The sequence below is a fragment of the Levilactobacillus acidifarinae DSM 19394 = JCM 15949 genome (assembly GCF_001434835.1).
Classification (GTDB): domain Bacteria; phylum Bacillota; class Bacilli; order Lactobacillales; family Lactobacillaceae; genus Levilactobacillus; species Levilactobacillus acidifarinae.
In genome coordinates, this window is record NZ_AZDV01000003.1 from 186,942 (window position 1) to 200,085 (window position 13,144).

At 51.7% G+C, this 13,144-nt stretch carries 16 protein-coding genes and 1 other annotated feature; of the genes, 2 read left to right on the plus strand and 14 right to left on the minus strand.

Annotated elements, in window-relative coordinates; genetic code table 11:
• Window positions 1-106: 106 nt before the first annotated feature.
• On the plus strand, window positions 107-1,045 hold the full coding sequence (locus FD25_RS01510) for a LysR family transcriptional regulator (protein WP_057800821.1): 939 nt from the start codon (window positions 107-109) through the stop codon (window positions 1,043-1,045).
• A gap of 109 nt (window positions 1,046-1,154) precedes the next feature.
• Window positions 1,155-1,733 carry an LOG family protein gene (locus FD25_RS01515; protein ID WP_057800822.1) on the plus strand — a complete coding sequence of 193 codons (579 nt, stop codon included), beginning with the start codon at window positions 1,155-1,157 and terminating at the stop codon, window positions 1,731-1,733.
• A gap of 43 nt (window positions 1,734-1,776) precedes the next feature.
• Here the strand turns inward: FD25_RS01515 and FD25_RS01520 are convergent, their stop codons facing one another.
• From FD25_RS01520 to cysS, 14 genes are all read right to left on the minus strand, one after another.
• Window positions 1,777-2,316 (minus strand): YbhB/YbcL family Raf kinase inhibitor-like protein, encoded by a 540-nt coding sequence (locus FD25_RS01520; protein ID WP_057800823.1) that lies wholly within the window; start codon window positions 2,314-2,316, stop codon window positions 1,777-1,779.
• Window positions 2,317-2,595: 279 nt separating this feature from the next.
• Window positions 2,596-5,214 (minus strand): bifunctional lysylphosphatidylglycerol flippase/synthetase MprF, encoded by a 2,619-nt coding sequence (mprF, locus tag FD25_RS01525; RefSeq protein ID WP_057800938.1) that lies wholly within the window; start codon window positions 5,212-5,214, stop codon window positions 2,596-2,598.
• 296 nt (window positions 5,215-5,510) lie between these two features.
• Entirely contained in the window at window positions 5,511-5,876 is a 366-nt protein-coding gene (rplL, locus tag FD25_RS01530) for a 50S ribosomal protein L7/L12 (RefSeq protein ID WP_057800824.1), read from the minus strand.
• A 60-nt stretch (window positions 5,877-5,936) separates the two neighbouring features.
• Entirely contained in the window at window positions 5,937-6,443 is a 507-nt protein-coding gene (gene rplJ, locus FD25_RS01535) for a 50S ribosomal protein L10 (RefSeq protein WP_057800825.1), read from the minus strand.
• Window positions 6,444-6,467: 24 nt separating this feature from the next.
• Window positions 6,468-6,596: a sequence feature (ribosomal protein L10 leader region), on the minus strand.
• A gap of 69 nt (window positions 6,597-6,665) precedes the next feature.
• Window positions 6,666-7,364, minus strand: a complete 699-nt coding sequence (gene rplA, locus FD25_RS01540) for a 50S ribosomal protein L1 (protein ID WP_057800826.1) — start codon at window positions 7,362-7,364, stop codon at window positions 6,666-6,668.
• Window positions 7,365-7,462: 98 nt separating this feature from the next.
• Window positions 7,463-7,888 (minus strand): 50S ribosomal protein L11, encoded by a 426-nt coding sequence (gene rplK, locus FD25_RS01545; RefSeq protein ID WP_057732369.1) that lies wholly within the window; start codon window positions 7,886-7,888, stop codon window positions 7,463-7,465.
• 280 nt (window positions 7,889-8,168) lie between these two features.
• Window positions 8,169-8,720 (minus strand): transcription termination/antitermination protein NusG, encoded by a 552-nt coding sequence (nusG, locus tag FD25_RS01550; RefSeq protein WP_057732371.1) that lies wholly within the window; start codon window positions 8,718-8,720, stop codon window positions 8,169-8,171.
• 112 nt (window positions 8,721-8,832) lie between these two features.
• A complete protein-coding gene (gene secE / locus FD25_RS01555; protein WP_057800827.1) occupies window positions 8,833-9,009 on the minus strand; it encodes a preprotein translocase subunit SecE in 177 nt (58 codons plus the stop codon).
• A gap of 31 nt (window positions 9,010-9,040) precedes the next feature.
• Window positions 9,041-9,190 (minus strand): 50S ribosomal protein L33, encoded by a 150-nt coding sequence (rpmG, locus tag FD25_RS13840; protein WP_083484044.1) that lies wholly within the window; start codon window positions 9,188-9,190, stop codon window positions 9,041-9,043.
• Between the two features lie 72 nt (window positions 9,191-9,262).
• Entirely contained in the window at window positions 9,263-9,826 is a 564-nt protein-coding gene (locus FD25_RS01560) for an RNA polymerase sigma factor (RefSeq protein WP_057800828.1), read from the minus strand.
• A 70-nt stretch (window positions 9,827-9,896) separates the two neighbouring features.
• Window positions 9,897-10,463, minus strand: coding sequence for an NYN domain-containing protein (locus FD25_RS01565; protein ID WP_057800829.1), 567 nt, complete (start codon window positions 10,461-10,463; stop codon window positions 9,897-9,899).
• A gap of 24 nt (window positions 10,464-10,487) precedes the next feature.
• Window positions 10,488-11,240, minus strand: coding sequence for a 23S rRNA (guanosine(2251)-2'-O)-methyltransferase RlmB (gene rlmB, locus FD25_RS01570; RefSeq protein WP_057800830.1), 753 nt, complete (start codon window positions 11,238-11,240; stop codon window positions 10,488-10,490).
• Entirely contained in the window at window positions 11,240-11,644 is a 405-nt protein-coding gene (locus FD25_RS01575) for a Mini-ribonuclease 3 (RefSeq protein ID WP_057800831.1), read from the minus strand. The genes rlmB and FD25_RS01575 overlap by 1 nt, the downstream gene beginning before the upstream one ends.
• A complete protein-coding gene (gene cysS / locus FD25_RS01580; protein ID WP_057800832.1) occupies window positions 11,641-13,056 on the minus strand; it encodes a cysteine--tRNA ligase in 1,416 nt (471 codons plus the stop codon). The genes FD25_RS01575 and cysS overlap by 4 nt, the downstream gene beginning before the upstream one ends.
• Between the last annotated feature and the right edge of the window lie 88 nt (window positions 13,057-13,144).

Below are 13,144 nucleotides of genomic sequence, written 5' to 3' on the forward strand. Positions count from 1 at the left end.
AATTACCACCGGACTTGGCAATTGACTAATGCTTAAAATCAGGGACTCGTTATAGTTTCTCACTATAATAAGCTTTATAATGAAACTTAATCCTAGGAGGTCGCCCATGCGTATTCAACAACTCAAGTACCTAGAAACCATCGTTCGGACCGGTTCCATCAACGAAGCCGCCAAACAACTATACCTCACCCAACCCAGTCTCTCTAACGCCGTAAAGGATCTGGAAAACGAGATGGGGATTCAAATTCTCTTGCGCAGTAAGTTAGGCGTGACGCTAACCGACGACGGCCGGGAGTTCATGGTCTACGCCCGCCAAGTATTAGACCAAGTACGCCTACTGCAGGACCGTTACGCGAAGCAACCCCTGCGAAAACAGGCCTTTTCCGTTTCAGCTCAGCACTACGCCTTCGTGGTTCACGCCTTTGTCGATCTGCTCAAAACCGTCCGGGCCGACGAATACCATTTTACGTTGCGGGAAACGGAGACCGAAAACATCCTCAGCGATTTAACCAGCTTCAAGAGTGAGCTGGGGATTCTCTACCTCAACAATTTCAACCGCCAGGTCATGCAAAAATTATTTAAAGAGCAATCACTCGTCTTTACCCCCCTCTTCACCGCCCAACCGCACGTCTTCGTGGGACGCCAGAACCCTCTCACGCAAAAAAAGTCGGTCACGTTGGCCGACCTGACCGACTACCCTTACCTGTCCTACGAGCAAGGGGACAACCACTCGTTTTACTTTTCCGAAGAAATTCTCAGCACCCTCGAACGCCAGAAAACCATCAAGGTTAGTGATCGCGCCACCATCTTCAATTTGATGGTCGGCCTCAACGGCTACACCATCAGTTCGGGAATCATCAGTAGCCAACTCAACGACGATAAAATTGTCGCCATCCCCCTAGCGGTCCAGGATGCCATGACCCTCGGCTGGTTAAAACACCGCCAAATTGAACTCAGCCCGCTAGCCCAGTCTTACCTGACCATGCTCAAGGCCCACATCCGGGGGTACGGATTTACCATCATGGGAGAAGACGGCTCCCACTAACCGTTACCGGTGGCATCAGGATCGTTATCGGCACTTTTAGGGTTCCACGGTTTCCCCTCCGAAAGTGGCGTATAATGAAAATATTCTAGTCAAACGGGGGTTCTTTTACATGCCAACGATTAAAAACGTCTGCGTCTTTTGCGGATCCAATCACGGGTTAGATCCCGCTTTTAAGCAACAAACTGAAGCCTTAGGTCAGTACCTGGCCGCTCACCACCATCCCGTCGTCTACGGGGGTGGGAAGGAAGGCTTGATGGGCACCATTGCCGCGTCGACCATGGCGGCCGGCGGCGAAGTGATCGGCATCATCCCGACCTTTCTGAAAAACATGGATCTGGCCGAAACCAACGTCACCCAACTCATCGAGACCGCCACGATGGATGAACGGAAGGACGAAATGTTACGCCAAGCCGACGCCTTTATCGTCCTACCCGGCGGTTTTGGCACCTTCGAAGAGTTCACGACCATGCTGTCTTGGAGTCAACTCAACGTCCACCAAAAACCAATTGCGTTATTCAACATCAACCACTACTTCGACAGCCTCGTGGAAATGATGCAGACCTGCTGTGATCAGGGATTCGCCCCCCAGGCCAACATGGACCTGTTCATTGACGCCGCCACCATTGATGACATCTTTACCCAGTTCGCTAATTTCCACCATCAACTACCTTATAAATACACGAACTAAAGCAAACGAGGTTGCCCCTTAAGTTTTTGGGCAACCTCGTTTTTTAGGCTTTAGCATACGTTAAATTACGGCCCGCCACCGCCAACAAGTGCTCGTCGAGTAAGGCCATCAGGTCGCCCTGTAAAAATCCATTACTCAGATTCGTGGGTTGGCTTAACGCGTAGACCGTCAGACGATACGTGTGAACCCCGCTGACCGGCCGGGGTCCCGCGTAATGACTTTCGAGGTTCTGCCGTTCCTTTAACAGTGGCCAATCGGGTTGGCGTAGGCGCTGAAACGGTGAATGTAAACTGTTCAAGCCCTGGGCAAACGTGGCCCGACGACTGGCGTCCACGGCGAACGTCACCGCCTGACCGTGAACCGGCACGTCGGTAAATACCCAGTGTAGCCAGGGAAAACCCACGAACGAAACGGTGTCGTAGTCAACCAACGTTCCGGCTAGCACCACCGCGTTAGCCGGAATCTCCGTCACCTTGAAGGGCAACGAAACCTGGTTGAGGCCGTGCAGTTTTTCGGCGGTCGGAATGTGATCGCCGTATTGGTCGGGAATGACCGACCCAGTAAAGGGAAAATCAAGTTGCATGGGAAATCGCTCCTTCTCAATAACACTGTCTGTAATATGAACGTTACGGAACCGAAAGTCAATCCTGACCACGCAAACGAGAGTGGGACAAAAGGCGATTAGCTGGCGAGCATGAACGACGGTTCGTAAGGCGAATAATCCCGATCCTGGATTAGCTGACGATTTACGGGGTTAAGCGGAACCAGCTGCCTTTTGGCGCACGTTTCGGCACCAGATGTTCGGAGCACAAAAAAGCCTGAGACTTTTGTCCCAGACTTGCTTCCTACGTTTAGTCAAAGTTTACTCCCGGTTTTCCCAATCGACCTCGTCGACCAGCCAATGATCCAGCCACCGCGGTAGAAATTTAGCCTTTTCTCCCATGCCCGGTCGGTTGATAACCTGCATGAGTTGCAGCATGGTAAAGATCAATGATTCACGACGACGATATGCCAAATATTTGGGTTGCCAGACCGCCACGTACTTTTCCTTGTAGGCCCGGAGCCCCTGGAAGCTGTAAAAGTTCGATCCGTATTCGTAGATTAAGTGGGCGATACGTTCTTCAATGAAACTGAACTCGGAGACCCCCACGTTAGCTAGGGGCGCCATGCCCAAATTAAAGCTGGTGTAGCCCTGTTCACGACAGGTCAGGAACAAGTACACGAACAGTCCGTCCATGATCCCAGACGGCGCGTCATGGCTACTACGCATCAGATCGATCGACGTCATCTTGCGATCACCGGTCGGCATCAGGTTGGCAAAGGCCACCATCTTACCGCGAGCATCGGTCATCACCGCAATCGGTGCTTCGTTCAGGTAGTCGCGGTTAAAGAAGCCCATCGAAAAACTCTTCTCGGCCTCGTCGCCCAACCAGGAATCGGAAATGGTCTTCAATTCCTGGTACTGGGCATCACTCAACGGCGGCTGAAGTAACTTAAACTCGTACCCTTCCCGCTTGAATTTATTAACCAACGCGCGTTCCCCACGGTGCGGTTTGCCGGCCAAACTGAAGGTGGTCAAATCCACGTGGCCCTCTTCGCCGACCTTGATGAAGTCGAACCCCATTTCGTGTAACCGCAGGGTCAACTCTTCACTGATTTCGTAAAAGACCGGCCGTAACCCGGCCCGGTCGGCGTCGCGCATGAATGTCTGTAGCGCCGGCAATAAGGCCTCCTGATTCCCAATCGGTTCACCCATGACCAACAGCTTATCGGCTTTTTGCCGGAAAAGAATCATGAGTTGATCTTCCCCGTCCTGCTGGTAGAAGAACGTCCGTTTATCTTGAAGGAAGGCGAGGTGACTAACCTCGTTCCCCCCGTACTTTAAAATCAAATTGCGGACCCGCTGAGCGTCAAACGGCTGTTTCAGCCAAGCCACCTGGGGCGCCGAGAGGTACCGATTAATGGTCAGTAGAATGACCAAGGCAATTAATAACCCTCCCAGACCGTTTAACCAGACCTGCGTCGACGGTGGTAACCAGGCTTGCAGGAACTGGGGCCGTCGGTGGGGATTTCTCGCCAGAAAACCGAGCACCGTGTACAGTACGAAGGTCACCACGTAGATACTACCGTCCGTCAACAGCCCTCCCCACGAATAGTGGAAGCTCTGCCGCGACAGTTCCGGTTTAGCCAAAATTAGACAGATTAACACCAATCCCAGTAAGGCGGCTAAGCCCCCTGGAAAGTTCTCACGCCACAGCGTGTTGCCAATCGCCAGTAAGAGCACCACCAATGTCGGCCAAAACGACCGCGCCACCCGTGAACCGACGCCCCGGGCCAGACCAATTAACAGAAAGGCCATGATCAGGTTGGTGACCTGACTAAGAAAGTAGAACATGAACGGAATTAACCGCATATATAACTTGTTCGCTAACACCACGTCCGGAATCGTCGCGTACAGTAACATCATGACCCCGGAGAAATACATGAAGGTGACCACGAAGAGGTGGGCGCCCCGGCGTAAGATCGCCACGGGTAGGCCCGCCAAGAATTGATTCAAGCGGTGCCCGGCGTCGTGTACGAACAGGCCGACCCCCACACAGAATGGGAGTAGGTAATAGAACAGCCGGTAAAGCAGTAGCCAGCCCACGGCATCGGCCCGACCGACGCCTAACAGCCCTAAACCAAAGATCATGAACACGTCAAAGGACCCTAAGCCCCCGGGAATCATCGACACGACCCCGGCGACGGAGGCCACGACGAACATCGGAAAGACCGCCGCAAAGTCCAACGGCAGACGTAACGCCCAGCCAATCAACAGGAAAAACAGCGCACAGCTGCCCCATTCCAGGCTGGACCCGATGATCAACCGTAGTTCGCGCGTCCAAGTCAGATCTTGAAAGAACTCCCCGTCGTTAAACCGCGTAAAGAGAAACAACACCGGAAAATACAGGCCACCACCGAGTAACCAGAACCAATAGCCCCGGTACGGCGCGCCGATATCAAACCCAAACAGCATCACCAGTGCCACCCAACAGGACAGTGAGAGTCCCGCCAGCAGAAACAACGCAATCTTAGAAATTGCGTACAGCACCTGTTTCTTAGACGCCGAGGCCGAGTAAAAGTTGGCCCGTAAGCTCGCCCCCAGTAGCCCGCCCATCCCGGCTAGGTTGGTAAACGTATTGGTGACCCAGCCACTGCGAATAATGTAACCCGTGGAGAAGTGGCCCGGTAAAAATTCCACAATCGTAAAGTCATAGACCAGCATCGGCAGCACCGCGATGAAGCCCACCACGGCCAACATAATGACAGTCGTCACGTCCAAATTCCCTAGAGCCGCTCGTAACTGCGCCCCACTAATTTCATGACCGATCCGCCCTAATTCACGAATCACTAACAAGAGAACGGACAGCAGAAAAACACCTTTAATTAAGGTCAGTCGTTTTTGAATCCATACTTGGAGTCGTTGCCACACACTTGTCACCCCCACAACAATTTCCCCCTTTATTATCTAAACTCCGGGCTTAAAAGCCAACGCTTTTCCCCGTTTGTCCCGAAGTTGGTTGTGTCACCTTATGTGTTGATTGAGTTAAGTATACCAAAAAAACGGGGCCGCCATAGCGTGGTCTCCCGGTTTAACGGTTTATTTACCAGTGAGGGCACTTTTGAAAGTTCTGACCACCCCGTTACGTGACCGCGTCAGTCCATCCCAATTTTGGCGACAAAAAAACGGTGCTCCCATAATGGGAACACCGTAATTTATTAACGAGTTGGTTGTAACTACTTAAGAGTTACGACACCACCAACGGCTTCAAGCTTTTCCTTGATGTCGTTAGCTTCGTCTTCAGTAGCGCCTTCCTTGATGACGGATGGTACGTTGTCAACAAGACCCTTAGCGTCCTTCAAACCAAGGCCAGTGATTTCACGAACAGCCTTGATAGCCTTAACCTTAGCGTCACCGGATTCAGTCAATTCAACATCGAATGAGTCCTTAGCCGCAGCGTCGCCGCCAGCGGCACCGGCTGCAGCAACTGGGGCAGCAGCAGAAACGCCAAATTCGTCTTCGATAGCCTTAACAAGGTCGTTAAGGTCAGTAATGGATGCTTCTTTAAGAGAAGCAATGATAGCATCTTTATCAAAAGCCATGTTATTTTCCTCCAATAATTGGGTTTTATATTTTATGTTACTAGTGATAGTGGGCGTCGCTTATGCGGCTTCACCATCGTCGCCCTTTTCAGCAACGGCCTTAATTGCGTAAGCCACGTTACGGATAGGAGCTTGAAGTTCGCTAGCCAGCATGGAGAGCAAGTCTTCACGACTAGGCAAGGTAGCGTAAACGTTGATTTCATCAACGGACATGATCTTGTCTTCGATGTAACCACCCTTGATTTCCAAGGCATCAACGCTATCGGAGAACTTCTTCAAAATCTTAGCTGGGGCGATTGGGTCTTCGTTAGAAAACGCAACGGCAGTAGGACCGGCAAAAACATCGTTTAAGTCGCCGTAACCTGCCTTTTCAGCTGCCCGCGTCAAGACTTTGTTCTTGATGACGTTCATCTGAACGCCTGCATCCCGTAATTGCTTCCGTAAGTCAGTGACTTGTTCAACCGTTAACCCACGGTAGTCAACTACGATTGCGCTGGTGGCGGCGTTGAACTTTTCAACGACGTCATCAACCTTTTTTGCTTTAACAGCAATAGCTTGTTCACTCAAATTGTTCACCTCCCAGAGTAGTTTGGTGGGATTAAAAAATCCCCATGCCACCAAGACATAGAGAGTTAAAAGTTCAATAATAAACTTCTTCCTCGGCAGGCAAATTTGAGACGAATACGTCACCTGAGTCTTCGGTAGATCTATTTTACAACTTCAACAGCATACAATAAGTTAACACACGTGTCAACCATTGATGGGGGATTTTTTTGATTCCAAATGAACTTAGTCTACTAAAGTAGCCAAGTCAACGTCGACACTTGGGCCGAACGTTGAAGCGATGGAAACGTGTTGGACGTAAGTCCCCCGAACAGAAGCTGGACGGGCACGAACAACCGTTTCAGCGATGGCCTTCAAGTTACCAACTAACTTGTCAGCATCAAAGGAAACCTTGCCGACAGGAACAGCCACGTTACCGTCCCGGTCAGTCCGGTAAGTAACTTGCCCGTTCTTAGCGTCGGAAACGGCCTTGGTCACGTTCATCGTAACCGTACCCGTCTTAGGGTTTGGCATTAAGCCCTTAGGACCTAAGACCCGACCTAAACGACCAACTTGGGCCATCATGTCTGGCGTTGCAATGGCAACGTCAAAGTCCAACCAGCCGTCTTGGATACGTTCAACCAAGTCTTGTTCACCGACAACGTCGGCACCGGCAGCTTCCGCAGCCTTAGCTTGGTCACCCTTAGCGAAGACGATCACCGTGGTTTCCTTACCCGTACCGTTAGGCAGGACTAAGGCGCCACGTAATTGTTGATCGGCTTGCTTCGTGTCAACGTTAAGCTTGAACGCAATTTCAACAGTTGCGTCAAACTTAGCGAAATCAATGTTCTTTACTAATTCAACGGCGTCGTTAGCAGCGTAAACCTTACCGGCTTCGACCTGCTTAACAGCGTCTTGATACTTCTTACCTCGTTTTTGAGCCATGTTTGTGTATTCCTCCTTGCAAATGTGGTTGTAACGGATAAACCTCCCACTTGACACATTTCATTTTCGTGAAGTGTCCGACTATCCGAAAACTGAGCTTAACCTTCGACCGTGAAGCCCATGCTCCGGGCAGTACCTTCAATCATGCGCATAGCTGCTTCAACGTCAGCTGCGTTTAGATCTTGCATTTTAGTTTCAGCGATTTGCTTAACTTGATCCTTGGTTACCTTAGCAACCTTGTTCGTGTTAGGTTCGCCAGAACCATGTTCAACACCGGCAGCCTTCTTCAACAGCGTTGCTGCTGGAGGGGTCTTGGTGATGAAATCAAAGGAACGATCTTCATAGACGCTGATCACAACAGGAATGATCATACCAGCTTGGTCAGCGGTACGAGCGTTGAATTCCTTCGTGAAGCCCATGATGTTGATCCCTGCTTGACCCAGTGCTGGTCCAACTGGGGGAGCTGGGGTTGCTTTGCCTGCAGGAATCTGCAATTTAACTACGTTAGCTACTTTTTTAGCCACGAGACAATACCTCCTTAAGTCCGTGTGTGGTAACTGGAACCGATCAATTTAGGTTCCTCCCACGTTTAACACATGCGTAACCGGTACGCATACCTGAAGAGTTTACCACACATTATCTACCGTCACAAGTGCTTTTTCGGTTTTACCAGATGGTGCCCTACGCCTTACCGGATGGCCGGGTGGCGGCTCGCTTAAGCGTGGTCGCTTCAATCTCCTAGTCACAGAAATCATCTGCCGCCTAGACGCTGGGTTGAATGCTCACTGGATAACCCTAAAAAGGTTAGGCCACAATGGGGTCAACTTGGTCGAAGTTCAGTTCCGTACTGGTTTCCCGACCGAACATATCGATGTTGACCTTGAGCTTCATCTTTTCGTTGTCGACTTCGGTAATCTTACCCACTAAGCCGCTGAAGGCACCGTCCACGATCGTGACCGAATCGCCGACTTCGACGTCCAGACTCGCGTGTCGCGCCGAAATCCCAATCGTCCGCATGATGCGTTCCACTTCGTCGGGCAACAATGGCGTTGGCTTACTGCCTTGCCCGTGAGAACCCAAGAACCCGGTGACCCCCGGCGTGTTCCGCACGATGTACCAAGCTTGATCACTCATGACCATTTCGATGAGCACGTAGCCCGGGAAGGTCTTTTCCATCGTGACCTTATCCTTACCATTCTTAACTTCGTGTTCCTCTTCTTCCGGTACGACCACGCGGAAGATGTTGTCTTGCATCCCCATGGATTCCGACCGAGATTCCAAGTTCGCCTTCACTTTGTTTTCGTAGCCGGCGTAGGTATGCAGCACGTACCATTGTTTTTCTTCTGATTCGACCATTTGATTGGTGCACTCCTTTTTTAGACAAAATAAAAAAACTTCGCACTACACGAAGTTCCCGTTAGATTCAATATAGCATATTTTTCGGCATTTGGCCACTCGAACCTTCCCCTTAGGAAATGAACTTCAAGCCAAATTGAACAATCCAATCCACGACCGCAAAGAAAATTGCGAACAGAACTGAAATACCGACAACCGTTCCCGTGTCGTGCCGGGTTTGCTTAACGCCGGGCCAGGAAACCTGTTTCATTTCTTGACCGACCGCCTTAAAGAATCGGAATAACCGCATGGTGTTGCCTCCCTAAACAATGTGTGTGGGTTTACCGCGTTTCACGATGCAACGTGTGCTTCCCACAATGCTTACAAAACTTCTTAACTTCTAACCGTTGAGTACGGGTCGCGCTTGCTGCGATGGTGTAGTTCCGAGACCCGCAAACTGAACAGGCCAAAGCGATCCTGCGTTGAGCCATCCTGCCACCACCTTCATTTTAATAGTATAACGAATACTGCAATAGCTTACCATCGTTTTTTCTCAACGTCAATCATTCCGTAAGCAATTGCCGCAGCTTCTGCCGGCAACGATGGAGGGCGGCCACGACCCGTTCTAAGGGCCACGCAAACTCTTGACTAATGTCTGCCGGGGTCGCCTTGCGTAAAAGCGCCGTAAAAACCGCCCGTTCCACCGGGGATAGTCGGGGCAACAATCGTTGGAGCGTCTCCTGTAATTCGAGGCTTTCGCGGACCTGCATTCGCGGATCCACCAGGGTATCGGCAAAATAGGCCCATTGGGCGTCAAAAGATAACACCTGTGCGTGCCGTTTCTGCGCCTGGCTCTGCCGAATCAAATCATAGACGCGATGTTTAAGGTTGAGCTTATAAAAGGCCCCAAAGCTAGTAGACCGCTCCTGATCGAACTTATGGGTCGCCGCACACAAGACTAACCGGGCTTCTTGTTCCCAGTCGTCTAGGTCGTGTTCCGGCAAATAATATTGTTGACGTAACCGCAACATCACCGGTCGGTAACGGCCAAACAATTCCTGTACGGCCGCCGAATCCCCGCACGTCCGAATCAAGTCGATCAATTGCCAATCCTCTAACTGTTCCATCTAAAAAGCCCCCTCAGTAAACTAGCTTCAGTCTACCGGGTGAGCCAAGGCGTGCTAAGCGAACGCCCGTTTATTTTTTCCGTTTCCGTTTGATTTTTTGCCGAGTTGGCGCTTTAGGCCCCATCAGCTGATCGCGGAGCTTCTCTAACTTATAGAGCTGCTGATCATTCCAGGGGGACTTGCGGACCAAGCCCTTATCGGCAAACTCCCGCGCGGTCTGCTTAACCTCATTTTGCGCCCGTTCGATATCGCGCAAGAGTTCCCCCGCCGGGATCCGCAACGCCCCTTCCGAAAAGATGGTCCACTGTTCAGCCTGATCACTGGTGGCCACGGTCACCTGGGTAAACCGGGTCTGGAGTTTCTTAGCCAATTTTTCAATGTAACTATCGGCCGTTTCGTCCCGGTTGGTCCAGGTAATGTGCAGATCGTATTGCTGATAACTCTTCGAGATGCCCGGCACGTACATCGCGTCAAACACCACGTAAATGATGGACTCCCGTAACTTATGGTAATTAGCCAACATGTTCAACAGTTGATCACGAGCTTCCGGTAACCGTTCTTGCTGCTTTAGCCGGCCGAGTTCGGGCCAGTTGCCGATCATGTTATACGCGTCGACGATTAAGATATCTTGTTTGATGACCCGTCCCCTCCTTTCGCTAAATTAGTGTTGAACCGGGTGCCGGGAACTGAAGCCTTGGTACATCAATAGGCCCGCCGCCACACTGGCGTTCAAGCTTTGAACCGTTCCCACCATCGGGATAGTCAACGTTTGATCGACGGTTTCCTTCAGCAAACGCGAGATGCCCTTGCCTTCGTTCCCGATAATCAGCCCCACGGCGCCCTTAGCATTCCAATCGCGGTAATCGGTCCCGGCCATGTCGGTCCCAAAGATCCACATGCCCCGTTGTTTCAGGTCGTCGACCGTTTTGACCAGGTTAGTCACCCGCGCCACGGGCACCGTTTCGATGGCCCCCGTCGAGGTCTTAGCCACCGTTGAGGTCAGCCCCACGGCCCGGCGCTTCGGAATAATGACCCCGTGCACGCCACTGGCATCGGCCGTCCGTAAGATGGAACCTAAGTTATGCGGATCTTCAATGTTGTCGAGAATCAAGAAGAACGGTTCTTCGCCCTTCTTTTCGGCGTTGGCGTAAAGGTCGTCGATACTGGCGTATTCAAACGCCGCGACGCCTAAGGCCACCCCTTGGTGGTTTTGGTGATCCGTCAGTTGGTCTAACTTCTGCTTCGGTACTTCGGAGATCACCAGGTGCCGCCGCTGGGCCAGTTGACGAATCTCATCGAGGGCTTCAGACTTGAGGCCACTCTGTAAGAAAACCTTGTTGATGGCTTGTTGGCTGCGCAAGGCGGCCACGGCCGGATGCCGACCAATCACGAAATCAGTTTGTTCTTCTCCCATTATTCTGTCCGCCCCGCTTCTACTTGTTGGATGCACCATTGACTTAATTCGTCGACCCGGTCCTGCTGGTCACTCAAGGCCAGATACCCCATCAGGGCTTCAAACCCGGTGGAAATCCGGTAAGTCACCACGTCGGTATTCTTCGCGTGGGTGTAACTCTTAGCGTTGCGGCCGCGCTTAAACACGGCCCATTCGTCTTCGCTCAAAAGTTTATCTTGTTCCATCAACGCGATCAGTGCCGCTTGGGCCTTAGCCGAGACGTAATGAGTGGCCGTGCGCTGCAGATGGTTAGGCTTCGCCAGGCCCTCTTCGATCAGGTGGCGACGAATGATCACTTCGTAAGCGGCATCACCCATGTAGGCCAACGCTACCCCGTTTAACTGTTGGTAAGCTGTGTTTGTCATGAATTTCCTTTCTTCCACCGGGTGCCTTGCGGGGTATCTTCCAAGATAATCCCCTGGGCCTTCAACTGCTCACGAATCTCATCGCTGCGTTGAAAATCCCGGTTCTTGCGTGCTACCACGCGTTCGTTGATCAATGCTTCAATCCGGTCATCGTCGAGTTCGGCACTTTCCGTGAAGTTGACGCCAAAGACGCTTAAGAGTTCACTTAACGTCTGCCGCATGAACTCCAGCGTGCCCTTAAAGACCACCGGCCGTTCGGCATAGACGTTACCCAACCGGGCCAGTTCGTGGACCTCGGCGACCCCGTTTTGCACGTTAAAGTCGTCGTCCATCGCATCGGTATAGTCGGCCGTAATCTGGCGAACTTCCTGCTCAGCCTTGGGGTCGTTACCGGCCTCGGCGTCTTGCAGGCGATAGCCCATGTTGTCGTAGGCCGTTTGTAGGCGTTCGAGGTTTCGCGTGGCGGTATCTAAGTTCTGCTGAGTATACTGAATGGGCCGTCGGTACTGGGTAGTCGCCATGAAGAACCGTAAGGCTTGGGGATCAACGGTCTTCAACAGATCGTGAACCGTCACGAAGTTCCCCAACGACTTACTCATCTTCTGGTTCTCATCGCCGACCGTCACGAACCCGTTATGCAACCAATAGTGGACAAACGTTTTGCCCGTTTCGGCTTCACTCTGGGCAATTTCGTTTTGGTGGTGCGGGAAGATCAGGTCTTCGCCCCCACCGTGAATATCAAAAGTGTCGCCTAACAAGTTGGTCGACATCACGGAGCACTCGATATGCCAACCGGGACGCCCGGCTCCCCAGGGTGAGGGCCAGGAGATTTCGCCCGGCTTAGCACCCTTCCATAAGGCAAAATCGACGGGATCTTCCTTCCGGGCGGTCTCTTCGTCGTTGGTGTGCTGCGAAGCACCCTCTTCTAGCTCGTCAATGTTTTGGTGGGCCAGTTGACCGTAGTCGCTAAACTTCCGGGCCCGGTAATAGACGTCACCGTCGGCCGGGTACGCGTAGCCCTTGTCAATCAATTTTTGGACGAATTCAATGATTTCTTGAATATAGTCGGTGGCCCGGGGATTGGCCGTCGCCGGTTCAATGTTTAGAGCCGCGGTGTCTTCCTTAAAGGCCTGAATAAATTTATCCCCCAGTTCTGGCACCGTGATGCCTTCCTTGCGGGCTTCATTGATCATTTTATCGTCAACGTCGGTAAAGTTAGAGACGTACTTCACCTGATAACCGCGGTATTCGAAGTACCGACGGATGGTATCAAAGGCAATCACACTCCGGGCATTGCCAATATGGATGTAGTTATAGACGGTCGGCCCACAGACGTACATGTTGACTACGCCCGGTGTAATCGGCTCGAACGTTTCTTTTTGTCGCGTCATGGTGTTAAAAACTTTGAGCATTCCCGAGGCTCCCTTCACGTACTAAACAATAGTTAGGTCCATTGTAGCATATTCCCCCCGCAACTAAGAAGCCGAAACCGCGGCGAAC